The 23,542-nt window shown below is 51.0% G+C and carries 25 protein-coding genes; 11 read left to right on the top strand and 14 right to left on the bottom strand.

Annotated features, from left to right (window positions below; all coding sequences use genetic code 11):
* Positions 1-284: 284 nt before the first annotated feature.
* The gene (locus tag UNDKW_RS30865) at positions 285-419 is read right to left on the bottom strand and encodes a hypothetical protein (RefSeq protein WP_255431515.1); all 135 of its coding nucleotides are present in this window, start codon (positions 417-419) and stop codon (positions 285-287) included.
* A gap of 29 nt (positions 420-448) precedes the next feature.
* Positions 449-589, bottom strand: coding sequence for a hypothetical protein (locus UNDKW_RS19570; protein ID WP_162060082.1), 141 nt, complete (start codon positions 587-589; stop codon positions 449-451).
* Between the two features lie 551 nt (positions 590-1,140).
* Here UNDKW_RS19570 and UNDKW_RS19565 point away from each other — a divergent pair.
* Both UNDKW_RS19565 and UNDKW_RS30605 read left to right on the top strand, forming a co-directional pair.
* A complete protein-coding gene (locus UNDKW_RS19565; RefSeq protein ID WP_162060081.1) occupies positions 1,141-3,267 on the top strand; it encodes a S9 family peptidase in 2,127 nt (708 codons plus the stop codon).
* A gap of 100 nt (positions 3,268-3,367) precedes the next feature.
* A complete protein-coding gene (locus UNDKW_RS30605) occupies positions 3,368-3,520 on the top strand; it encodes a hypothetical protein (RefSeq protein ID WP_232063050.1) in 153 nt (50 codons plus the stop codon).
* On the opposite strand, the gene UNDKW_RS19560 is transcribed toward UNDKW_RS30605, so the two are convergent.
* A protein-coding gene (locus UNDKW_RS19560) for an IS5 family transposase (protein ID WP_162060080.1) occupies positions 3,521-4,313 on the bottom strand; the annotation gives its coding sequence in 2 pieces (ribosomal slippage) (positions 3,521-4,049 and positions 4,048-4,313; 795 coding nt in all). It abuts the gene before it with no gap.
* A gap of 148 nt (positions 4,314-4,461) precedes the next feature.
* On the opposite strand from UNDKW_RS19560, the gene UNDKW_RS19555 reads away from it, so the two are divergent.
* Both UNDKW_RS19555 and UNDKW_RS19550 read left to right on the top strand, forming a co-directional pair.
* Entirely contained in the window at positions 4,462-4,674 is a 213-nt protein-coding gene (locus UNDKW_RS19555) for a hypothetical protein (RefSeq protein WP_162060079.1), read from the top strand.
* Between the two features lie 246 nt (positions 4,675-4,920).
* Positions 4,921-5,433, top strand: a complete 513-nt coding sequence (locus UNDKW_RS19550; protein WP_162060078.1) for a hypothetical protein — start codon at positions 4,921-4,923, stop codon at positions 5,431-5,433.
* A 14-nt stretch (positions 5,434-5,447) separates the two neighbouring features.
* Here UNDKW_RS19550 and UNDKW_RS19545 read toward each other — a convergent pair whose 3' ends face one another.
* From UNDKW_RS19545 to UNDKW_RS19530, 4 genes are all read right to left on the bottom strand, one after another.
* Positions 5,448-6,542: an SMP-30/gluconolactonase/LRE family protein gene (locus tag UNDKW_RS19545; protein WP_162060077.1), complete on the bottom strand. Its 1,095-nt coding sequence runs from the start codon at positions 6,540-6,542 to the stop codon at positions 5,448-5,450.
* 102 nt (positions 6,543-6,644) lie between these two features.
* On the bottom strand, positions 6,645-7,313 hold the full coding sequence (locus UNDKW_RS19540; protein WP_162060076.1) for an O-methyltransferase: 669 nt from the start codon (positions 7,311-7,313) through the stop codon (positions 6,645-6,647).
* Positions 7,314-7,376: 63 nt separating this feature from the next.
* Positions 7,377-7,889: a hypothetical protein gene (locus UNDKW_RS19535; RefSeq protein WP_162060075.1), complete on the bottom strand. Its 513-nt coding sequence runs from the start codon at positions 7,887-7,889 to the stop codon at positions 7,377-7,379.
* 4 nt (positions 7,890-7,893) lie between these two features.
* Positions 7,894-8,364 (bottom strand): YbaK/prolyl-tRNA synthetase associated domain-containing protein, encoded by a 471-nt coding sequence (locus UNDKW_RS19530; protein ID WP_162060074.1) that lies wholly within the window; start codon positions 8,362-8,364, stop codon positions 7,894-7,896.
* 161 nt (positions 8,365-8,525) lie between these two features.
* Here UNDKW_RS19530 and UNDKW_RS19525 point away from each other — a divergent pair, with 161 nt between their 5' ends.
* On the top strand, positions 8,526-9,170 hold the full coding sequence (locus UNDKW_RS19525; RefSeq protein WP_162060073.1) for a hypothetical protein: 645 nt from the start codon (positions 8,526-8,528) through the stop codon (positions 9,168-9,170).
* A 64-nt stretch (positions 9,171-9,234) separates the two neighbouring features.
* Here UNDKW_RS19525 and UNDKW_RS19520 read toward each other — a convergent pair whose 3' ends face one another.
* The 6 genes from UNDKW_RS19520 to UNDKW_RS19495 all read right to left on the bottom strand — a co-directional run bounded on the left by UNDKW_RS19520 (position 9,235) and on the right by UNDKW_RS19495 (position 14,636).
* Positions 9,235-9,966 carry an ATP-grasp domain-containing protein gene (locus UNDKW_RS19520; RefSeq protein ID WP_162060072.1) on the bottom strand — a complete coding sequence of 244 codons (732 nt, stop codon included), beginning with the start codon at positions 9,964-9,966 and terminating at the stop codon, positions 9,235-9,237.
* Between the two features lie 62 nt (positions 9,967-10,028).
* Positions 10,029-10,433, bottom strand: coding sequence for a hypothetical protein (locus tag UNDKW_RS19515; protein WP_162060071.1), 405 nt, complete (start codon positions 10,431-10,433; stop codon positions 10,029-10,031).
* Between the two features lie 609 nt (positions 10,434-11,042).
* The gene (locus UNDKW_RS19510; protein WP_162060070.1) at positions 11,043-11,414 is read right to left on the bottom strand and encodes a VOC family protein; all 372 of its coding nucleotides are present in this window, start codon (positions 11,412-11,414) and stop codon (positions 11,043-11,045) included.
* A 177-nt stretch (positions 11,415-11,591) separates the two neighbouring features.
* Complete coding sequence (locus UNDKW_RS19505; protein ID WP_162060069.1) at positions 11,592-13,124, bottom strand: ankyrin repeat domain-containing protein; 1,533 nt, start codon at positions 13,122-13,124, stop codon at positions 11,592-11,594.
* Between the two features lie 128 nt (positions 13,125-13,252).
* Positions 13,253-13,696, bottom strand: coding sequence for an SMI1/KNR4 family protein (locus UNDKW_RS19500; protein WP_162060068.1), 444 nt, complete (start codon positions 13,694-13,696; stop codon positions 13,253-13,255).
* Between the two features lie 40 nt (positions 13,697-13,736).
* The gene (locus UNDKW_RS19495; RefSeq protein WP_162060067.1) at positions 13,737-14,636 is read right to left on the bottom strand and encodes a LysR substrate-binding domain-containing protein; all 900 of its coding nucleotides are present in this window, start codon (positions 14,634-14,636) and stop codon (positions 13,737-13,739) included.
* Between the two features lie 130 nt (positions 14,637-14,766).
* Here UNDKW_RS19495 and UNDKW_RS19490 point away from each other — a divergent pair, with 130 nt between their 5' ends.
* The 3 genes from UNDKW_RS19490 (at position 14,767) to UNDKW_RS19480 (ending at position 16,345) form a co-directional block, all read left to right on the top strand.
* On the top strand, positions 14,767-15,132 hold the full coding sequence (locus tag UNDKW_RS19490; RefSeq protein ID WP_162060066.1) for a carboxymuconolactone decarboxylase family protein: 366 nt from the start codon (positions 14,767-14,769) through the stop codon (positions 15,130-15,132).
* Entirely contained in the window at positions 15,123-15,533 is a 411-nt protein-coding gene (locus UNDKW_RS19485) for a tautomerase family protein (protein WP_162060065.1), read from the top strand. The genes UNDKW_RS19490 and UNDKW_RS19485 overlap by 10 nt, the downstream gene beginning before the upstream one ends.
* Positions 15,534-15,766: 233 nt before the next feature.
* Positions 15,767-16,345, top strand: a complete 579-nt coding sequence (locus tag UNDKW_RS19480; RefSeq protein WP_162060064.1) for a DUF4865 family protein — start codon at positions 15,767-15,769, stop codon at positions 16,343-16,345.
* Positions 16,346-16,470: 125 nt separating this feature from the next.
* Here the strand turns inward: UNDKW_RS19480 and UNDKW_RS19475 are convergent, their stop codons facing one another.
* On the bottom strand, positions 16,471-20,142 hold the full coding sequence (locus UNDKW_RS19475; RefSeq protein WP_162060063.1) for a tetratricopeptide repeat protein: 3,672 nt from the start codon (positions 20,140-20,142) through the stop codon (positions 16,471-16,473).
* 552 nt (positions 20,143-20,694) lie between these two features.
* Between UNDKW_RS19475 and UNDKW_RS19470 the strand changes: the two genes are divergently transcribed.
* The 3 genes from UNDKW_RS19470 to UNDKW_RS19460 all read left to right on the top strand — a co-directional run bounded on the left by UNDKW_RS19470 (position 20,695) and on the right by UNDKW_RS19460 (position 23,510).
* Positions 20,695-21,549 carry a YdaU family protein gene (locus tag UNDKW_RS19470; RefSeq protein WP_162060062.1) on the top strand — a complete coding sequence of 285 codons (855 nt, stop codon included), beginning with the start codon at positions 20,695-20,697 and terminating at the stop codon, positions 21,547-21,549.
* Between the two features lie 72 nt (positions 21,550-21,621).
* Complete coding sequence (locus UNDKW_RS19465; RefSeq protein WP_162060061.1) at positions 21,622-22,836, top strand: hypothetical protein; 1,215 nt, start codon at positions 21,622-21,624, stop codon at positions 22,834-22,836.
* Positions 22,836-23,510 carry a hypothetical protein gene (locus UNDKW_RS19460; protein WP_162060060.1) on the top strand — a complete coding sequence of 225 codons (675 nt, stop codon included), beginning with the start codon at positions 22,836-22,838 and terminating at the stop codon, positions 23,508-23,510. Before UNDKW_RS19465 ends, UNDKW_RS19460 begins: the two co-directional genes overlap by 1 nt.
* Positions 23,511-23,542: the final 32 nt, after the last annotated feature.

Genomic DNA, 23,542 nt, shown 5'->3' with positions numbered 1-23,542 from the left:
TGATCGTACTATTTTGTTCGCCCGTTCTATTAATTTGCATGGCCTTGTCTGGCTGCGACAGGGGGTTTTGTCATAGGTAAAAACCAGTACTATCCTAGTCAGGGCATGTTCCTGTAGAGAATAGCAGATGAGGGCGTGATGGCAGGTCAGTGTTGCAGATTTACAGTCAATGTCATCAACTATTTGCTGGTTTTTATGCGTTTTTAGTCTGATCTGATACAGACTTGCGGATGTTTTACGGTCGGTTGTATCGCACAGCTATCTTGCAATGAACTCGCTGCAAATTACTCCAGCCCCGTATCCTCTGCCTCAACCAGCTTGCTCAGCAGTTTTAGCAACTGCTTTTGCTCTGTCGCATTGAGTACGGCAAATTTGTCTGTCAGCACCTGCATGGCAATCTCATCGGCGGTGACGAGCATGCGTTCGCCCTGCTTGTTGAGGAAGTGTTCTATGCGTCGCCCTTCGCCGGGGCGGCAATCACAAAGGCGCGGTAACCATAGTTGTTACCCCATTGCCAGAGCAGGGACGCGCGGTCTGCTGTGGCTGTATGGCCCAGGCCCCATGCTACCTGGTTGACCTGGTCAACCATAGCGGGCTGGTCAGAAGGCGAGATTTTCTTCCAAACATATAAAGAACAGGCGCCAGGCACCAGGCACCGTCCCCATCTACAGCCATTTTTCCGCCGACTCCGACCGTTTTTACTACGATACCAATAAAGAAGACAATGCAGGCTGGGCTGAAGGCGACATCATCTTTTAATAGAACTCATTTCATCAATATGAATAAGATACGATTGCCTCAAAACACGGATCGGTAATGCGTATATGGTTCTCAACAGTGACACTATTTTCAATAATTCCAATGCTGTCTGGTATGTGTTATGAGGCAAACTCTTGGTGAACTGACGATTTGGGCGCATTGTTGCGCGTAGTATGCACCCGCCTTTGCTAAGGCACGAGCCTTAGCTGCAGAGTCTTGGCTAATGAGGCCTTGCAATGCATGCCAAATCGCCTTGTTCGCACCCATCCCTATTGATGAAATGAGTTCTAATGTCATAATGAAAATACTTTCATTGCGTTCTCGCTGAACCAATGCGTATTTTTATGCTCTTCACACAAACTGATCTGAACAGGTTTTGATATGCTGCGTCTGTTGTTATTGTTGGCGATTTTCCTTATCCATCCTTTGCCATTGTCAGCACAAGACACTGACAGTGTGCCCATCGCCAAAAGACAAGCCTACAAAAAAACCTACCACGGTCAGGCCTATATCGATCAATACCACTGGCTTAGCAACAAGCAAGACTCGCGGGTCATGGCTTACCTGCAGCAAGAAAATGCCTATGCAAAAAAACAGATGCAGCCTTTGCAGCCGCTGGCAACGCGCCTGTTTGAAGCCAGCAAGGCCAGGGTCAAAGAAGTCGATATGAATTTGCCAAAGCGCCATGGGCAGTTTTATTATTATTCACGCATTGAGGCCGGACAGCAGCATCCCTTGCTCTGCCGCCGCGCAGCGCAAGTGGTAGATGGCGTCACGAAATGGGATGAAGCGGCAACAGAAGAAATCCTGCTTGACCTTAACCAGCTCGCGCGCCAGCACCGCTATGTGGCGCTCGGCGAATTCCAGATCAGCCCTGATGGCCGCAAGCTGGCCTATACACTGGATTTTTCTGGTGATCTCAGGTTTGAGCTGTTTGTCAAAGACCTGAGTAGCGGCCAGCTCCTGCCTGACAGGGCGCAACGGGTGTCTTCACTCGCCTGGGCGGCAGATAATCAAACCCTGTTCTATGTCAGTGGCGATGCCGTGACCCTGCGCCCGGATCGCCTCTACCGCCAGCGCCTTGGCGGCAAGCCTGTTTTGCAATATCGCGAAGCTGCGCAGGAGTTCAATCTTGCCGTTTATCCCGCCAGTGATGAAAAACTGATTTTCCTCGACGCTTCATCTTATGATAGCAATGAAACACGGATGCTGCCCGCTGCCACGCCGCAAGCACCATGGCAGATGATACAGGCGAGGCAAAAAGGCCTGCGCTACAGCGTTGCCCATCGTGAAGGCAGGCTGTATATCACCACCAATCTGGATGCAATCAATTTTCGCATCGTCACCGCCAGCGTGACCCAGCCATCAGCGCGGTACTGGAAAAATTTTGCTGATTATGACCCTGAAGTTTTGACCGAGAGACTGGATGTCTATCGTGACTTTATGGTCGTTACCGAAAAAAAGCAGGCGGCCACACGCATGCGGATTTATCACTTTGCCCAACAGCGCTGGCAAACGCTGGACTTTGATGAGGCAGTCTATTTTGTCGCTGGCATGGATGGAGATGGTTACGAGTCGTCTTCTTATCGCATTTCATATCAATCACCACTGACACCACCCGTGATCTATGAAGTTGATGTTACCAGCGGCCAGCGCAAGGTGTTAAAGCGCTATGAAATACTTGGCAAGTATGATCCACAACACTATGAAAGCAAGCGCCTGTGGGCAACTGCCCAGGACGGGGCACAAATCCCTTTATGGGCCGTGTATAAAAAAGGGATAGCCTTTGTTGGCAGTGCGCCATTGCTGCTGTATGGCTATGGTGCCTATGGTGAAGCTTCAGACGCCCAGTTTGATGTAGACCGTATCAATCTGCTGGATCGCGGCGTGATCTATGTAGAAGCCGGCATCAGGGGTGGCAATGACCTTGGCGAGCAATGGCGGGCCGACGGCATGCTCATGAAAAAGAAAAACAGCTTCAGCGACTTTATCGCGGCCTCTGAATATCTGATCGCACAAGGCTGGACCTGCCCTGGCAAGCTCATCATCCATGGCGCCAGCGCCGGTGGTTTGCTGATAGGCGCAGTCCTCAATGAACGCCCGGATTTATTTCATGCCGCCGTGCTTGAGGTACCTTTCGTCGACAGCCTCAACACCATGATGAACCCCAAACTGCCACTGACCACGGGTGAATACCTGGAATGGGGTAATCCCAATAATAAGGCCGTGTACGACTACCTGCGCAGCTACGCGCCATATGACAATCTACGGCAACAAGCCTATCCCGCCATGCTGGTGCTCGCTGGTCTCAACGACAGCCAGGTACACTATTGGGAACCTGCCAAATACGTCGCCAGACTGCGTACCCTCAAAACTGACCAGCGCCAGTTGCTATTCAAAACCAATATGCACGCAGGCCACTCAGGCGCATCAGGCCGCTACGACAGCCTGCGCGAACACGCCTTTCAACAGGCGTGGATGCTGGGACAGTGGGGGCTGGTGGATTAATTTGGGTGAAATTTGTGATTGTAGTATTCACCAAAATTTCAATCAGTAGGGTGCGTTGTAACGCACCGCTCTTATTGCCATTTCTTCGATCTCTTGCGCCATGGGAGATGGCCCTGGGCATGTGGTGCGTCAAGACGCACCCTACTGGCTGAATTCAATTATGAAAAATAAGAAACCAAAAAATCAAAATCCAAAAAATCAAATGCTTGAAACAATTGCGGTTTTGTTAGAACCTGTTCGAGACCTTTTTTGATCACCCCCGCCGCAAGAGCAAAGTGAGAAATGCCAAATTAACGAATTGCAAGCTGGTATTCAATTGTCGCTCACAGTTTTTCCAAAGGCGATAGCATTTCTCAAGCCAGGCAAAAGAGCGTTCCACCACCCACCGCTGAGGCATGACACTAAAGGTGTGGAGTTCATTGCGCTTGGCAACTTGTACGGACGCCCCCAGAATTTGATGGACACCCTCAGCAAAAGGGCGTCCCGTATAACCACCATCGACGAGCACGCTGGCAACCTTGCCCAAGGAATGCTTGTGCTGCTCAAACGCTTCCAGTGCTCCCTTTCTATCCGTGATGTCGGCTGTTGTCACGGCAATGGCATGAGGTAGCCCCTCTGTGTCAACGGCAATATGGCGCTTGATTCCTGATATTTTCTTCCCTGCATCGTAGCCTTTGTGTTTTGCCGTATCCGTGTTTTTGACACTCTGGGCGTCAACGATCAAAAAGGTGCTGTGTACGTTCCGACCATGTTTGGTACGGGCCGCGCCAACCTGATTTTTTTAAAGCCTGCTCCAGCAGGCTTAACTCACTTCCCAACGGCTTCTCTTTCCATTGCTTAAAGTACGTGTACACCGTACTTTTAGGAGGAAAGTCGCTCGGTATCATGTCCCACTGGCAGCCACTTTTTAACACGTACAATACCGCGCAAAAAACATCATATAAATCCACTTGGCGCGGCTTGGTTTTCTTGCGTGCGCTCAGCAGAATATCTTCTATCTTTGCAAACTGTTCTCGACTTATGTCGCTTGGGTAGATTTTTCTCATCTAACCGAGTTTACGCAATATTCCTTTTGTTTACAATAAGATCTCGAACAGGTTCTTAGAAGTTCTTGGTCCCGAGGCAAGTTTAGGACAAGAAGCTTGGGAAGATGTAGCCAGTTTAGATATCACTAAAACAGATGGAATTCGTACCTTGGTTACGAATTATGTACTTCCATATTATTTGGCTTGTTCAGAATCATTCAAAGAAGGATATTTAAATTACCTTGAGACGCTTTTAGCAGACGATAATGTTGCGTGGGAAGAAATACAGATGAATGAATATCCATATATTGAAGATGTGCCGCCAAGGTTATTTTTTTCTATTCTTCATGAAGAAATAAAAAGGGCTGGTAAAACGGAGTAGTTTCGCATAAAGCCGGGGTCATAAAGCTGGCGGCTCCCATTAGAAATGCGTAATCGTACGCATGAGAACCACGCAATGCTTGCGGCCAGCCAGAAAGAAATATATCAATATCGGTCATGGCCGGAGGCGTATTATTATAAAACCGAGAATACGAAGTCTGTCCAATTTTTACGATTATGCTCTGCTAATCGTATCTGCAAATGCTGAGCCATGATAAACAAGCTTGATACTTACTTTTTCATACCTGTGAACATACCTGTCAATGTCGGTTTATTGTGGGATGTTGCTGATCGATACGGTCTCGAATTTGTCGAAAGCGGTGGATGTTATAGCCTTCCATTGACTGTGGACAGCCAGAAATTTGAATATGAAACGAAAAATGACAATGCGCTTATCCGTACCCAGGCGGATTTTTTGATTCTGGATGAAGGCAGGCGAATTCGCATGCGGCAAAACTGGCGCCATCGCAATAGTGGAATACAGTTCAGCAGCACCATAGCCCCCCTTGATGTCGGTGGCCATGTCGTTCACCTGACGACCGGCAGGGCGAGTGTAGATAATGACATAGAGAATTTTATAGGCAGCAAACACAAACAACAGGCATTTTGGCAGGATCTTGCGGCAGGCTATGATGCAAGTTTGGTCGCTAGCGCGGCACTGTTTGCTGGCGGCTTTCGTGAATTATTTGAGCAATACCTTTATCCTGTACCGTCAGTTGATGATGGCTGGATGGCACGGGGGAGAAGAGGCGTATTGTAAGTTGCCATTTTGCTTTACTTCCCCATCCACCCCAAACCCTTCCCACTGACATTATGAATATACAGCCGGTTCGCGGTTTCTGTCACACCTGTGACGGTCGGTGAATTGCCACTAGGGTCTTGCAGGTCGTTGATGACTTTGCCGTCTTCGGTAAAAGCGATGACATGGCCATAAGCTGGTGGCATTTTCCAGAACAGGCGCGGGATGCGCAAGGCCATGCTGCGCAGGTAGGGGCGTTGTGCGGTCTGGTCGAGGAAGTTGCGTTGCCCGGCTAAGCCCAGCCATAACTTGTCGTCTTTGCCGCGCGTGAGATTGTCCGGGTAGCCGGGCAGGTTATCGAACAGGATAGTTGCTTGTGGCGAGGGTTTGGCCAAGTCCAGTTGTTGGGCTGCTGTCGCGATCTTCCATACCCTGAACCTGCCGCTCTCGGCAACGAGCAGGCTGCTTTCATCACCGCCGAGGGCTATGCCATTGGCAAAGCTCAGGCCCTGGGCGATGACGCGCGCAGACTTTTTGACCGGATCATATTCCAGCACCCGGCCGGTCGATGACTGTTCAAAAATATCCAGCATGGCGGCTTCGTTGGTGCTGCCCCATTGCCTGGGTGTGAAGCGGGTCGATGAATCTGTCAGATAAATCTTGCCTGTCCTGGCAACGACCACAGCATCCGGGAAATGTAATGGCCCGCCTTCGGCAATCCCCAGCAAGACGCTGATATTGCCGTTGGCAGTGATGGACAATAGGCCCTTGAAGGCATCCGCCACGATGAGCTGGCCGTCTGCATCAAAGGCCATGCCCAGCGGCCTGCCGCCGGTAGTGCACAATACTTCCTGCGCACTGCCATCTGGCTGCATGCGCAAAATCTTGCCGCTTTCAACACCGGTATAGAGTTTGCCATCGGGGCCGATGACGACATGTTCCGGCCCCACTTCGCCTTGCAGGCCTATTGTGTGCAAATCTTGTAGTCTGGTATTGGCTGCATGCAAGCCAGTGTAACCCTGGCTGACAGGAGCCTGCCAGGCGACAGGTGTGATGGGCACGGGCTTCAAGCCCATATAAGCGGCAAAGATGAGGATGAGCGGGAGTGACATTGTGACGATGCGTTTCATGGAGGATGATGTTGATAGCGTACTGTAGGGGTGCCGTGCGCACCGCTTTTATCTTTACTTAGATTGCCAAAACGGTGCGTCAAGACGCACCCTACCGAACATCTAAGCAATCACCAGCGCCATCGAGAAGCCATCATAGCCTTTGCTGCCTACCGTCTGCAAGGCCGTCGCAGACAGGCGCGGGTTGTTTGCCATCAAGTCAAAAAAACTGCGCACGCCCTGTACATTGGCGTCTGTGCTGGCTGGATCAGCCACCGCGCCATTGCGCACCACATTATCACCGATGATGAGGGTGCCGGGGCGCGAGAGCTTGATCGACCAGTCGAGATAATGCGGGTTGTTCGGTTTGTCGGCATCGATAAAGATCAGGTCAAACGGATGTATGCCTTCTGTCTCCAGTTGGGGCAGCGTGTCGAGCGCCTTGCCCACGCGTATATCCACCTTGTGCGAGAGGCCGGCACGTTCAATATTCTTTTGCGCAATCGCCGCATTGTGCGGGTTGAATTCCAGCGACACGACCCGCCCATCTTCTGGCAGGGCACGTGCCAGCCATATCGTGCTGTAGCCACCGAGGGTACCAAATTCCAGCACCGTTTTTGCACCCTGCAGTTTGGCCAGCAAGTGCAAGAACTTGCCCTGGTTAGGCGCCACATGATGCTGCGGCAAATCGCCCGCATCACTATCTTGCAGCGCTGCATTCAGCACAGGGTCGCCAGGGATCAGGCGTTCACAAAAATAATCATCAACAGCAGTCCAGGTGGTTTGTTGCATGGGAGGTCTTTGGAGATAGTGGAGAGAATTCGGGGTAAATGCCTTGAAGGCCATAAGCCAGATTTAATCAGAAACGCTTTTCCATGTCTGATTGCTGAAATCGTACTTCATTCTATTCAAATGTGAGAAGGTGGAAGAGTAGTAAAGCAATGCGCCATATTTGTCTCGATAGTATTTTAAATAATGAGGGCGAGGCCCATCGCTCGCCAGTGTGGGTATGTCGTCAAGGCTGGCTGGCAATTGCCCGTGAGTTTTTTCATATTCCTTGAGAGCTGATACCACCATATCGCGATATTCTTTCGCAGATGCATCATGATGATGTTGAATCAGCATTGCGATGGTGAATGACACCAAGGAAAGTCTCATCAGTAGTACGGCCCTTTTTCTTGCAACATCATTCTTCAAATGGCTGGCATAGCGGATGCAGGCATATACCGAGACGACGGGCAAGATCACCCATGACAACATGCCCATGTGTTCAATACTGCAAAGCCAGGTAATGCCAACCCAAAACAAGATCAGGTAAGGATGACGCTTGATCAGTGACCACAAAGGCGCAAGCCGGGTGAGCTGCATTGCATCAAGCCGCACAAATATCATGCAGCATCGGTTTGGCTATGCGCAGGTAATCTTCCGTATTCAGGATGATGGACGTATCCAGCCGCCCCGCATTGAAAGCGATCTCGGCATAACGTGCGACCAGAGTAGGGTCCAGCACCAGTGCGATGTCATCAGAAAACACAAAAGGCGGTATCGCACCAATGACGCAGCCGGTTTTCTCCATCGCTGCCTCAGGTGCAGCAAAGCTGGTTTTCCTGACCTGCATGACGGCGGCCAGTTTTTTGAAATCGATCTTCTGGTCACCCGGCAGGATGGCAAGTATCAGTTTCGCCGACTCATCCTTGCTCTGACACAGCATGGCCTTGGCACCCTGGCCAACTTCTGTACCGCGTATGGCAGCGACTTTTTCAGACTGGCCCTCGGCAGGGTGCTCAACAACACGGAAGCGGGCATTGTGGTTTTGCAGCAGGGTTTTTAATTGGTCGAACATGGTGGCACCTTTGTTGCACTTGACTCAGGACATATGGGGAAGGCTAATATAGCACGCGCTACTATTGTCATATGATTTCTGCATGCAAGAAAAATAAGCTCAATGGAACTGTTTTGTCAAAGCTAATGTCCAATACCCTGTTTCCATGTTGAGGCGAGTTGATGCAAGAACGCAAGCTTATCCTGCCGAATCAGGCTGTCTGGCAATCCGTGCTCTCTTTCGTCATTGCCTGCCTGATCACCGCCTTGTTATTGTTCCAGCTTGTGCGGCCCTGGCACAAAAAACCAACGCCAGAAACTCGCTACATCACTCTCGATTTGTCATTCATGCCCAAGGCGATGACCAAGACCCCAAGTGCAGATGCCGGAGCTGTCAGTAAAAAAACCGATATCGCCAAAATGCCGGAACGCGAAACCCGCCAGCGGGCCAGCCCGAGTGCGCAACAAGCAGCGCAAGCCATCACGCTACCAACAGCAGAGCCGTCATGGCAAGACCCGGGCAAAGATGTATTCACAGAAGAAAAATCGACGGTCTCATCGGGCTTGCGTACAGATAAAGACGCCATTGCCCGCGCTTATGCCGATAGCCGTAGCGACCTGCAAAAACTGGCAAGCCGCTCCGGCCAGCCGCTGGAAGCCACAGAGCGCAGCCCCATACGTAAATTCGGGCGCGAAGTCAGCAAGGCCCAAATCACTGATTGCATCAAGCCCAATCCCGAAGGCATTACCATAGGTCAGGTTACTTACAAAGGCTATTTCGCCGCCGCTGCGCTGGCCTATAATGCAGTGACAGGGCAGTGCAAGTGATGTCAGGCATGTCACGCAGGAGCAGCTTTGGCCGTGAGGCATGTCGGGGATTTGACTTGAGAGCTTAAACCCTGACAGAAGCATGCCGCACTACTTCCAGCACGCTGGCAGGATCACAACCATAAATACCCGCACCCCATGCCGCATTTTGTTCCACGCAGGCCCATGCGCCGCCAGCCAGCATGCCGGCATCGATGACACAGGCATCGGGTAAATCGACGCGCTGGTCTGCCAGCAGGATGTGCATGAATGTCTTTAGCGCGTTGTCTTCATCCATCGTGCTGGCGAACTCTGTCTCGCGCTGAACATCACCAAAGCGGGAATAGAGAGAGTAGGTGACCAATTGGCGCTGCAATATAAAACAGCGAAATTCTTTTTCCCACTGGACGACCTCTGACACCAGCACCGGCATGTCGTCATCATACTCAGTCGGCAGGCTGGCACCGGTATATACCTCCGCCGGAAAACTCTTGTCATTGGGCGGTTTGATAAAAGCAGGCTTTGTCAGTTGGCGAGCCTGCCCCAGGGTTTGCATGCTGATCTGACGGTGTTTGTATTCCATGGGCAGGCGCACCAGCCAGTCTTCTGGCGGGCTCAGCAGACGTATGCCCAGTTGCTCTGCCAGCGTTGGGCCAAACAGGGCTTCTCCATATAATACTGGTTCATCCAGATTTTGCATGTGATCTGGCACACGCCAGTTCGTCAGGCGCTGAACCTGCCAGCCCAATGCACCTGCTGCCTTCCACAAGGCTTGTGAGTCGTCGGTATAGCGCGGGGTGAAAATCAGCGTGGGCATGGTGTGGAATTTTTTTGTGAGTGAAAAACTATACACTTGAATGGCAAAGACAGACAAGCGGCTCAAGGAGTTCTTGCATTGGCAGGCTGGGTTACACCTGGCTGGGCGCAAGTTTCTGCCACCTCATCCTCATACCAGACTGACAGCACGACAGACAGGCAAAAGCTGAGCACCAAAAACACAGATGCCTGCCCCAGCCTGCGCCATTTGCTCACGCCCGGCCAGGTACCGAGTATGACCGCACCCGACAACATGAACAGCCATTGAAAACCGGCAGAGATCATACCCAGGTCAGCAGACGCTATCGTCGCGCCCACACCGGGGTTTTGCGCGCAGCCTGCCTGATGCAGATAATCAATGGCGCGTGCCAGTGAATACAGCATGAGACAGCAGAGCAGGGATATTCTGATCCACGGGAGCAGGTGTTTGCGGCTGGTGCCTGTTGGTGATGTGGGTATGCTGGTCATGGGTCAGATTAAGTTGATCGCCTTTGCCTGCACATGCATGGCCTGATACACGGCAGGCAACAGGCAAAAACGCAATATAGCATCGTTTGTTCAATTTATTGTTGCCAGGCGCAGGTGTGCCTGGCACGGCGTCATCGTGCTAATGAACTGAGTTGCGTACTCCAGAGTTTTTTTGTTCGCTTAAAAGACCTTGAGCTTATTGCTGACTAAGACGTCCCAACCGCCATGCCAGACTTGATCTGGCATCCAGCGGCTTTCGTTGTAAAGTGGCGCAGGTATCCGGGAGCGAGAAGCTGCGCACGGTTTTGCGACGATCAGCAGTAATTTTGAAGTCTGGGTAAAACGACGCTGGATGCCGGATCAAGTCCGGCATGACGATTTGAAGGGAGCGGTAAAAATGGATTGCAGCTTGCTCAGTTCCGTAATGTAGGGTGCATTGTAATGCGCGCCCTACGCTTATCTTCTTGCTGACATTGCTGTGATACAGGCGCACGGATTTGACATCATTATCATTGCCCGCAAGATTAGCCGGTGCGCACGGCGCACCCTACTGAATGCAGCTATGTGCAGGGTTTGCCGTTGGCAAAATGGCGGCCGGGTTCTGCAGCATTAATTTTTTGGTGGTTCCCACAACTCCACGCGGTTACCTTCAGGGTCCATGACCCAGCCGAACTTGCCGTATTCTGATTCATCTACTTTGGCATCGACATCGCAACCTTCGGCGCGCAAGGCGGCTAGCAGGGCGTGCAGGTCATCGACGCGGTAATTGATCATGAAGGGCTGGGTGCTGGGGGCGAAGGAGGTGGAATCTGCCGGGAACAATGACCAGGCGGTTTTTTCTGTGCTGTCGCCATTGGCCTCGAATACGGCACCGCCCCAGGGGCTGAGTTCAAAACCGAGATGATCCCGGTACCAGGCACTTAATGCTTGCGGGTCTTTTGCCTTGAAAAACACACCGCCTATGCCAACAACACGTTTCATATTGCCTCCTGAGGATGGATTTTGAAATGAATCTGGTTTGCCTGCCCATTTATCCAAAAGAGATAGTACATGTCCCGCTGGCGCAGCGCAAACCGGGAGTGGTATGCGCCGCGAAAGCCTTACAAGGGCCACATGGGTTCACTGGCCTTGAGTTACGTACAAGGGCAGGTAAACACATCACTGAAACTTGATCGTAAAACTGGCCGGGCGGAAGTAGTCTGCGCCCATGCCTGATCTGGGCACGGTGCCTATGATCATGGCGAGGTCTTTGCCATTGTATTGGGCCAGCGGGACTGCGTTATCGTCCTCAAGAAATTCAGTGACGTTGTAGCTGTATTCCATGCCTTTCGGCCCCTTTATGCGCTGAGTGCCAGTCTTTTCATCGGCATTTTCGGTATAGCTCAGTTCTTTAGTCGCGCCGTCAAATGTCCACTTGCCCTTTTCCATGACGATCTTGCCACAGCTGAGATATTTGCTATCGTCACCTGACGCGCCAACCTTGAATGGGCTAAGGGTGTCAGTCCTGAAGTGGATGTCTTTGGCATGTTCAAACAGACTTTTGTCCTCGGCGCAAATCAACCTGAATGAGTTTTCTGGGTTGATCTGCATGGCAATCTTGAATGGTGCTTTTTTGAGCTTGATGACGGCATTGTCTGTGAGCGGTGTCTTCTGGCCGTTTTGCTCTATCCAGGCTGCCCATTTGTATTTGCCAGACTTATCCAGCGCCTGCTCTATTTTTGTTTGCAACCAGTTGGCAAATTCAGGATTGCCGGGAGGGGCGTATTGCAACAAATTTTTTTCAATGGTGCTGCCAAATGCGATTTCTGGTTGTGGCAACAACAGATTGGCACCCTTGTCCAGCAAGAGCCCGATGACATTTTTGTTAGCGAGCAGTGTTGCCACGGACAGAGGGCGGTAGTCACTTGTGCCACCATTGGGGTTGGCACCGGCATCAAGCAGTTTCTTGATCAGATTGAGGTCTGCTGTGTGAATCGCGCTGTTCAAGGGGCATCTGGGTGTGCATACGTCTGCACGGGCACCGTTCTTGAGCAGAGTGTCTGTCATTTCGCTGTCTCTCATCATGATGGCCCTGCGCAATAGGGTAGAACCATCGGCCAGCCGGGTATTGATATTGCTGCTGTTGACTTTATCTGCAGTCAAGGCTGCTGTCAGCGATGCCTGATTGAGAATGCGGCCCAGCTCGCGTCGCGTAGCCAGTCGCGGGTCATTTTTGACATCGGTCAAAGCTGGCAGGGTTATCAGGGCATACTGGTCAAGCCAGTTTTGCGGGTCAACATTTTTGGGGAACTCGCTTGATTTTGTGTTGTTCATGACGACCAGGACCCAGGTATTACTGGCAGGGTCAAGCAGTGGCTTGCTGACAGGGGTGAGCAGCATATTACTCACCGTCTCTTTGAGATATAAAGGAACGCTGGGTAAAGGTAGCCGGAAATTTTCCCTGCCCCTGGTTTTGACATTGACGCAGGTAGCAGAATATTTTTCGCAAGTATTGGCCGCGTCCTGGTTGTCAAAACGCAGCAGGTCGTAATTATATTGTATGCCATCGGCATAAGAAACTGCTTCTTCCCACAAGAGTCTTTTGTCCTCGAGGGTATAGCTCGCTGGCAATTGTGCCTGGCTGGCTGCAGCCAGCAAAAGGCCGGAGGCAAGTATCAAATTAGAGACTGGGCGCAGTTTGAGAGCAGGCATGGGCAGATGAGGAAAGATGTAAAACGTACATCATATCTGAATTTGAAAACGGAATTTATCAAATTCTTGATTTCTGGCTTTACCTGAATCGACAAACTGTACGTCCATAATCAAGAGATATTGAAAACTCACTCTTCATAAAAATGTGGATTTCGCAAAAGTTTGGCTACTAAATCTTCTACATTGTTCGCAACCGGATTTATGTCACCATTATCTTTATAGATGAATTCTGGATTGGCAGAATTTGGTCGAAACACTAAAAACCTGAATGAGCCACAGTCAAAAAATGGAACATCTCCAGGCAAAAATTGTTCGGGTGGCCCAAAATCGGAAATACCCTTATACAGATCAACCATATCCAAAGGATGGATAAACAAATTCCTGATGTCAGGCCGATTATCTTCTGCAAGCCAGCCATAACCGACTGCTTGGTAAAATTTTCTTAAGCTAGATGGCAATAGAAACCCTAGTTCCATTTCTGCCTGATCTAATTTATTACTATCGACGGGAGTAAACCGCCGAGTGCCAACTTTCAATCCAATGTAGCTCTGCAAGCTATTTAATATGCTCATTCAACGCCCTTTCAATACTTAATCTTGATTTTGCCAGTCATCACGCCGCTCTCAACTGCTGCCCCATTTCTTCTTCCATTAGCGTCTCCACCATAATCTCGCGCAAACGCTGCACGGCCATGTCCGGTTCAGCCTCAAGTCGGTGCAGGCTCAGGCCCAGCATGGGCAAGGTGGGCAGGGCCGGGTTGTCGATGATGCGCAAGTGCTTCGGCAAACCAGCGGCAGTGCGCACGGTCAGGCCCAAGCCTGCGGCGACGGCGGCCCAGATGCCGGACAGGCTGGGACTGGTGAAGGACAGGCGCCAGGGAATGTTGGCATGGTCAAGTGCGCTGGTGGCGCAACTGCGCATGAGGCAGGGGGCTTCAAAGGCGACCAGCGACAGAGGTTCATCACCGGCATAGCTGGCTTGAAGTTGCGGGTCTGCCGCGCCTATCCAGTGCATGGCAAAGTTACGCAGGTGTTCGCTGTTTGGGGTGCTGATGCCGCCATCCCAGGTCAGCGCCAGGTCTAACTGGCCGCCGGTGATGAGGTCAAGCAGGGTGGCGTTGCGGGCGATTTTGGCTTCTATCCTGACCCTGGGGTGGGCGCGGGCGAAGCGGCCCAGCACGTCGGTGAGTATGCGCTCGCCAAAGTCTTCAGGAATGCCCAGCCTGATCCAGCCTTCGAGATCAACCCCACGCACGGCGGCAGCGGCTTCGTCATTGAGTTCAAGCAGGCGGCGGCCATAGGCCAGCAGGGTTTCGCCCGCTGGGGTGGGCAGCATGCCACGACCAGATTTGCGCAGGATGGGGCTGCCGACCTGGTCTTCGAGTTTCTTGAGCTGGGCGCTGACGGCAGAGGTGGAGCGGCCCAGCCTGTCTGCCGCCTTGGCAAAGCTGCCCAGCTCTATGCCAGTCACAAAGGTGCGCATGACATCAAGGTCAAAGGTGATCTTGCTCACTGATTTGCTCCTTTTTATTTATTTTTTGTCCATCCCGATTTTTGGAATGATGGGTTTGAAATTATCTGATTTTATGGATGAAGATAGTCGGGTATCTTGTACTTGTCAATAACGCTTTTGGAGTCGCACCATGCAAATCCCCAGCACCATCGCGCGCGAACTCATGGGCGACATCGCCCCCAAGTTTGCCGAGCTGACAGACACTGTTTTATTCGATGACATCTGGCAAAGGCCGGGCCTGGCCGCGCGTGAACGCAGCCTGATTACCGTTGCCACCCTGATCGCGCTGAACAGCAGTGAGCAATTGCCCTTTCACATGCAGCGGGCGCTGGACAACGGCATCACCAATGCAGAACTGGTCGAGGTCATCACCCACCTGGCGTTTTATGCTGGTTGGCCTACGGCGGCATCGGCTGTCACCGTGCTGCGCCAATTGTCTGCTAATTGTCTGCCAATTAAACCACAGCAAAATCAAAGGAGTAAATCATGCCCATGAGCCGCTTATCCCTGTTAAAGGGTAAATCACCTGAATACCTGCAAGCCTTGTCGGATGCCTTGCATCAGGCACTGGTGGAAGCATATGAAGTGCCACTCAAGGACCGCTTCCAGATCATCCATCAGCATGAAGTGAATGAACTGGTGTTTGACCGTCATTATCTCAGTCACGAGAACAAGCCAAGGTCGGATGATTTTGTGTTGATACAGATCACCGCAGGACGCCAGCGCAGTGCTGCTACCAAGGCGGCGTTTTACTGCAGGCTGGCGGAGTTGCTGGCAATATCACCGGGCATCAGGGCTGAGGATGTGCTGGTCATTATCAATACCACGGCGGCAGAGGACTGGTCGTTTAGTGGCGGTGTGATGTATGACGGAGTGGCGCGGTATGAGGTGGGGTGAGTATATGTCTGGCCCGCTTAGAACGGGATTACTTCAAGACCTCTCAACACAGAGACACAGAGACACAGTTTCGTAGGTTGGGCTACGCTTTACCAGCCCAACACTGGGCCTAAGCAAACGTATACGTCATTGAAACGCCGAGTGTTGGGCTGATGAGGCGTAGCCCAACCTACGACAATTGCAAGCTGCAAGAAAAAATTTCTCATCAAACCAATTTCAAAAGGACACCCAACATGATCGCCATGCAATACAACTTCACCCTCCCTGCCGACTACGACATGGACATTGTGCGTCAGCGCATTGCCAGCAAAGGGCATATGCTGGATAACTTTCCTGGTCTGGCTTTCAAGGCCTATCTGTATGCCAGCAAAGGCCAGGAGCCTACGAAGTCCAGCCATAATGTCTATGCGCCTTTTTACCTCTGGCATGACAATGAAGGCTTGAATAATTTCATCTGCGGCGATGGCTTCAAGGCTGTCTCGCAAGCCTTTGGCTGGCCTACGGTCAGGCAGTGGTCGGTGTGGCATGGTCATGTGGATGCGCAGGTGCGCAGCGCGACGTTTGCTACGCGCGAGATCAGCCAGATTGAGGCTTACACAGATCTCGGTGCTTTGCGCGAGCTTGAAACTGTCGCCGCAAAAAACATGAGCAAGCAAGCCGGTGCGCTGGCAACGCTGGTGGCTTTTGACCCAAATGCATGGACACTGGTGCGCTTTACTTTATGGGGGGATGCCTCTGCCGCGCAAGCTGCAGGTTTGCCTGATCATGTGCAGGCCTATGAAGTAGGGCATGTGTCGGCCCCAGGGTACTGATCATGTGGGCTCTCATGCGCCAAAATGAGTTTCAGCAGCAGGGCCCGGCATGCTTGCGTGGTTGGTCAGGCCAGCACGCCCAGGCAGGCGTGCTGTGAATCTGATCCTGGCGCGAAGTAAAATGCTTATAAGCCCTTGGTATTTTTAATAAAGAGCCTGATTGCATCGACGCGGGCCTGGGTTTTCGGTGGCAGCGACCCTGTGCGCTCAGCAAGCTGTGCGATTTCTGCATAGACTTGCCTGACCCTGGGCAAATCCTTGTTGAGCATATGAATGCTGGAGAGCAGGGCAAGATCGTCTATCAGGTCTTGCTGCTCAGCTTCAGTGTCATTCTTTGCCAATTGTCTGCGGATAGCCAGCGCTGCGTTGACATGTTCCTGTGCATCTTTGAGACGCTTTTCGGTCAACTCTACGGTCGCCAGGCTGTGGAGTATTTTGCCCAGTTCAGCTTGCTGGGCAAGGCTTAATTGCTTTTGTTCCTGCAGCAGGGTGCTTGCTTCACTAAAAGCTTTGATTGCTGCTGAGGCTCGGTTATCTGCCTCGTTGAGCAAACCCAGGCCATACAGGGCCATCGCAAATTCATTGGCAGTGTCGCTGCGTTGTGCGTAATCCAGGCGATAGATACTGATTGCTTCATTCAGGAAAATGCGGGCCTGTATCAGGTCTTTACCGATGATGTTGAACGTGCCCAGTCTGGCAAGTACCCATGCCAGCTTGCGCTTTTCAGTGGCCGGATTTTTGTCAATTTGCTGGCGGCATAGGGCGAGTATTTCGGCATACATCTTGCGGGCATCATCGATGCGGAATTCTTTCAGATTGAGCTCACCCAGTTGTGACAGCGTAAAGATCAGTTCATCCGTCAATTCGGGTTTTTGCAGTATCAGTTTGCGATAATTGGCGATAGCTTCTTCCATCAGAGGGCGCGCCAGGACCGTCTTTCTCTGATTGTTGAAGGCCATGGCCAGCCTGACTTGTACCGACGCAAGATCGTGCAGGTAAAGTGGTTCTCTGACAGCAAGCGGGCGATAGATAGCCAGGGCTTCAGTGAACAGTGATTCGGCCAGTTGTGGCTTGTTAGTCAGATTCAGGTAGCCAAGCTGGCTCAAGACGCTGGCAAGTTTTTTCGCATACAGCTGCGCTGAGGTGGCATCCTTTGCCGAGAGCTTGCGGTAATTGTCTGCCGCTTCTTCCAGCGCAGGGTAAGCTTCTTTATTGCGTTTTTGCGTCAGGTCTATCTCTGCCATGGTGGCCAGCAAATTGGTCAGTGGCGGCAAATAGTTGTCACTATCTTTCTTGAGCAGTTTGCGGTAAAGAACCAGGGCTTCGCCATAGGCGGTATAGGCTTTTTGGGTTTGCTTGTTGACGAGCGCAGCATCGCCGAGGTTTAAATAGCTGACTGCAAGATTGTGCGTCAGCTCAGGATATTTTTCTGCCTGCGCGCCATACATGCTGATGGCCTCTTCAAGCGCCTGCTGTGCCTCTTGATTTTTACGTTCATTGAAATAAATCAGACCGAGTGACAATTGGGTACCCGCCAGTCTTCTTTGATAATACTCTGGTGTTTTGACGGCCAGTTTGCGCCAGTGAACGACGGCTTCTTCATAAATCACGCGCGCCTTGTCGCTTTGCCCTGTCTGCTTATAGATATCTGCGAGCTCGTTGAGTGTTGCTGCAAAGTTGGGCCTTGCCTGGTCGGCATAGCTGGCTGGTACCTGGCGATAGATAGTGGCGGCCTCTTCGTAGGATGTTTGCGCTTGTGCCTGCTTTTTTTCTAAAACATTCAGATCACCCAGGTTTTTGAGTGTGTCGCCATAGGCATACAGGGTATGGGCGCTCTTCTGGCTTTCTGCACGGTAGATGGCGATGGCCTCATCAAGCGCCAGCCGCGCTTCGGTAAATTTTTTGTCATTCTTGTAGCTGACGCCAAGATTGGAAATACTCAGGGCAAGCTCAGGCTTGAACCGGGGTTCTTTGCCTATCGCGGTACGGTAAAAATTGACAGATTCCTGGTATGCCTGTCTTGCATCTGAATATCTGTCTTCGTTGAAATGCAGCACTCCCAGATAAAAATAGGCGCTCGCCAGCCTGGGTGTATAGGTGTCAGCATCTTTCTGGATTAACTGCCGGTAGTTGGCGACGACCTCACCGTAAGCACCAATTGCCTTGTCAGACAGCCGCATTTGCCGGTACAAGTCAGCCAGACTGATGAGCGCAGTTGTTAATGCCGGCAAGGCTGGCAAGGCCTGTGCTGGCTCTGTCGCCAGCTCTTGCTTATAGACGCGGACGGCGTCTTCATAAGCTGCCTGTGCCAGCGGCAGCTTGTTCTCTTTCTTGTTGAGCTCAGCGTAGCCCTCCAGTGTCACGGCATAGCCATGCAGGGACGCCGGATTGTTTTTTATATCTTCCTTATAAAGGGCAATGGATTCATCAAAAGCCTGGCGCGCTTCAGGGTTTTTATTATCAAGTTTATCGATGAGTGCAATATTACTCAGGGCTAAGGCAAGCCCGGCATTGAACCTGGCTTCTTTTAATGCCGCAAGGCGGTAAAAACTGACTGATTCTTCATAAGTTTTTTTTGCTTCTGCATATTTTCTATCATTATGCAGAACAAAGCCCAGATTAAGCAGCGCATTGGCCAGCTTGGGTGTGTAGGTCAGCGCATCTTTCTGGTTTAGCTGGCGATAACTGACGATAGCCTCATTGAAGGCGCTGATTGCTTGCGGTTGAAGATTACTCTGCTTGTAAATGTGTGCCAGTTCTATGAGGGCCGCTGCAAACGATGGACGGGCCTCGTCAGCGTAACTGGCAGGAATTTGCCTATAGATATTAACCGCTTCTTCGTAAGATGCTTGCGCCTGAGCCCGTTTGTTTTCGATGGCATTCAAATCCCCCAGGCTTCTGACGGAGTTGGCATGCACATACTGGGTATGGGCGCTTTTTTGCTTTTCAGTCTGGTAGATGACAATGGCCTCATCAAAATTTGCCCGTGCTGCAGCGTATTTGTTGTCGGCTTTATTCGTGATACCAAGATTGGACAGGCTAAGCGCCAATTCCGGTTTGAATTTTTCTTCTTTTACTACCGCAAGACGGTAAGACGCAATTGACTCTTCAAACATCTGCCTAGCTTCAGGAAGTTTTTTCTCCTGATACTGAACCACGCCCGCATGAAAAAATGCGCTGGCCAGTCTTGGCGTGTAGGTATAAGCATCTTTCTGTACCAACTCGCGATAATTGGCGATGACTTCGTTATAGGCTGCCAGCGCTTGCGGGCGCAGAGTCTGTTCTTTGTCATGATCTGCCAGGCTATGCAGGGTCGAAGTCAATTGCGGCAAGTAAGCATCACGGTTTTTTTCTACCTGCAGACGGCTGACGGCAACTGCTTTTTCAAAATAAACCCTGGTCTGTGGCCAGTTTTTTTCTGCCTGATATAGCAAGGCCAGATTATTGAGCAGCATATACAGGTGTGCCTGGTAGGTTTCTGCTTTGCCTGCCTCTACCTTGTTACAGAGTTCCAGCGCTTCTTCATAGGCTGTATGCGCTTCCTGATAGCGGTTTTCCTTATGATAAATAGTGCCCTGCCGGGTGATGGCCGTGATCAATTGGGGCAAGTATTTGTCGGGGTTCTCTGCTGCCTGTTTGCGCAAGTTATTGGCCTCTGTTTCAGTGGCAGATAACTGCTTTTTAATCTGAGTACTGGTAACGGTCGCCTGTTTTTCTGTAGAAGCCAGGGTGCTTTGGCTATACATGGCAGGCAGCGCCAGGGCGAGGCAGAACAGGGGTTGAAATTTAACCGGCATTATGTTGTCGATGGTGGGAAATGAGTCAGCTAGTATTGTACTGGGGCGGAGGTAAAAAAGCTTGGTTCCGGAGCTTGAATCATGTTTTTTCAGGGTTTTCTTTCAGTCTTTTCTTGGTTTTAATCTGACGTAATAAAAATTTTGAGGATGCTGGCAGTTTGTGTAACATGCATCCTTGCGGGGAAAGTGTATCTTAAGCTTATCTTCCTGCAGGCTGGCATCACTACCAGGTTTTCTGAGCAGCATTTTTTACACAGCGTTTTTACACAACATTACTGCGTGCAATCAAGGCACGAATTCAAATTACGCAGCAACGCGACGTTTTAATACATCTCACAACGCGCCAGACAACACATCAATTCGCGTTGTTTTTAAGTTTGCACACATATCATTTTCTGCACGGGTTTTCCTGACCTGTGCATCACTAATTTTGTTCATGAGGTTTTCATTGAATATCCTGATTCAAGCGTACAGTCACGCCCGGTCATTTGCAGGGCTGGTCATTTATCTTATATCTCGCGGCTACAACACCAGTGCCAGAGGAGGGAGCATATGAATTTTTATCCCTTCCACCTGGGCGATTATGCGTCCCACACCCGTCACCTGAGCTTGCTGGAAGACCTGGCCTACCGCCGCATGCTGGATTTGTACTACACCACCGAAGCTGCCCTGCCTGTTGAGCCTGAAAAAGTCGCACGCCTGATAGGCATGCGCGACTATATGCATGAAGTGGCAGACGTCTTGTCTGATTTCTTTGTGATTTCAGATGCAGGTCATACGAATAGTCGCTGTGAAGAAGAGCTGGCCTTATACCGGGCCAAAGCCGACCGCGCCAAATCTGCCAACAAGGCGCGCTGGGGCGGTGCCAGGTCTGGCAGGGCAACAGGGCTGGGAGAGGAAGATGAAGAATTTGAGCAATACCCTGCAAGGAAAACATCTCATGCAAACCTGAAACATCTGAAATCACAATCAAGATCAGAACCGAAATTAGAGACTGCACAGATCGCAACCATTAACCATGAACCAGTAGCCATGAACGATGAACCAATAAACAATCAACCAATAAAAAAAATAAAACCAAGATCACGCTCAAAAGCTGCGGCAACGCCGCAGCAGTGCGAAGAATTTTTTGAATATGCCTGGGATGATTACCCCAAAACATCTGCTTGCAATAGAAATGCTGCATACCAGGCATGGAGTGCCCGTCTTGCAGAAGGAGCTTGCCCCGTACAGATGTTGCAAGGTGCCGGTAGCTATGCCGATTTTGTCCTGGATAAACAAGTGGAGCTTGATGAGGTGATGCATGTCAGTGTGTTCTTTGGCCCGGATCGACATTATCTGACCGACTGGGACGAGCGTCCCTTATGGAAGCATGAAGAGACTTATTTTGATGAAGAAGAATATTGACGCTTAAGCGCATCATGCACGCAGAAAGACAGGCGTAGGAAACGATGGACCACTAACGTCATAGAGGATGACATGACAAGAAACACCTATACAGGCAGGGATGGCTTGCCCTATTTTTTTCCAGTTCTGGATGACGATCTGGCGGACTTGCCAGACAGCGACAGCAGCTCGCAAAATGGTATCGCTGCATTCGAGGCAGATCGGCGACCCGGTCAGGAACAGGCAGTTTCCTGGTCGCAGCAAGTTATACCAGTAAGGGCAGACGGTATGAACGACAGGGGTGATCCCTTGCTGTTGCGTGGCAGTCTGCAGCCAGATTTACCCTTCAATAGCTGGCAACGCTACGAGATGCGCGATGTCAATCAGGAGCCAGCCAAATGGGGTGAGTACGATGGGGAGGTTATGGATGCTGCCATGCATCCCAATGAGCAAGACCAGGCAGGGGCGGCGGCAGGATATACGGGGGCCGACGTGTTGCAAAGACATAGAAAACCTTTAGAGCTGCCGCCGCCAGGGCTCACACGCGAGCAGGAAGTGATATGGTTGCAGCGTCAGGTATTCAAGAATGACTTGGGTTTGGATGTTAGTCGTTTACCTGAGGTGGACTATGCTGACTTTGCCAGAAAGGGCAGTCAATATTATTCGCAAGTCTCGCCTGAAGATATAGGAAAAATCCGCGCGAGTATTGCTGCACATATAGCAAATAGTCCAGAACCCAGACCCGGCTCCATACGCGAATGGAATGGCCCACAGTTGGGTAATTTGCAAAACCTGAACATTACTGATAACGTACTCTCTGCCAAGGCCGCACTGGAATGTATAGGTACCGTTCCTGATTGTGATCTGGCAGTTAAACAACTGAATCTGATCAATGGCAAAGACGGTAAATACGGCATGAATGTAGATTTTCATCTCGCGCAAAAAGATGAGCCCGTTGCATTCAAAATGAATGTGATGGACGACGAGGCCTTCAGAAAGAAGGTCGCAGAGAACCGCAGACTGCCTAAAAATACCGGTGGATACTGGGACAGCAATGATTTGACGATGTACCTGCCTCGTGGCCGTAATTTCAATGTCACCGGGCATGAAGTCCTGCATGCCTTGGGACGAGGTCACGATGAATTCAAATATATCGATCCTGCAATGCGGCCCGGCATTATGTCCTACGCCTCAGACATTATCCGTTCACCCAGACCTGTAGAGCGAGACTATAAAATACTGGTTGATAATTACCGTGATTATCCGGCCAAGGTGCCCCGCAGCATCTGGGATTTTTGGAGAAAGTAATGCTACCGATCATTATTTATGAAGTCCCCAATTTATCCTGTGACATCGCAGCGGTTGAGCAAGTGTTGAGCGCCAGCGTCATGGCGCAATCGAGCTACAAGCTGGACAATGGCATGACGCTGGTGCGCTGTCTTTCCAAGCCAGATGCGTTTGTGGTCAGCAAACCTGCCATCAAACAGGGTAAGGCTTGCGTGTTTGATGAGGTGAGCCTCAAATGGGAGAACCGGGCCTGGCATTTTCGCGAAAGTGAAAGCAGGAAATATGCAGCCCGCATCAATAGCAAAGGCCTATGTCCGTCCCTGGATTATCGTGAGCAGTTTTACCCCGGCCAGCAATGGACAGAAATCTCTCCTGACATGACGCTGGAAGCTTCGATGGAGATCAAGAACCTGGCCGAACTCAGTGGCATCGCCCTCTTGCGCAAGGCAGGTTTGCCTTGGGAACGTTATAGCCGCAACGCCGATGATCCATCTTTGCTGCATGTAGCTGCCGTGCATGAGGTAAAGGCAGAGCGATGCCTCAATGAATGGGACCGTATCTGGCCATTCAACAAGCCTGTGCAGTGCTACCAGGCAATCATGGGCCGGGATTTTTCTTATGTTGAATGGATGGCGTTTGCCAGATACAAGGATGGAAGCATACGTTTCAAGGGGACCAGCATTATCATTGCCTGAGATGTTGCTGCCAGGGGGGCAACTCATCAGTT

It is taken from the genome of Undibacterium sp. KW1 (assembly GCF_009937955.1).
Lineage (GTDB): Bacteria > Pseudomonadota > Gammaproteobacteria > Burkholderiales > Burkholderiaceae_D > Undibacterium.
Note: the sequence above shows the minus strand (reverse complement) of the source record. Positions and strands in the feature narration are given on the sequence as shown.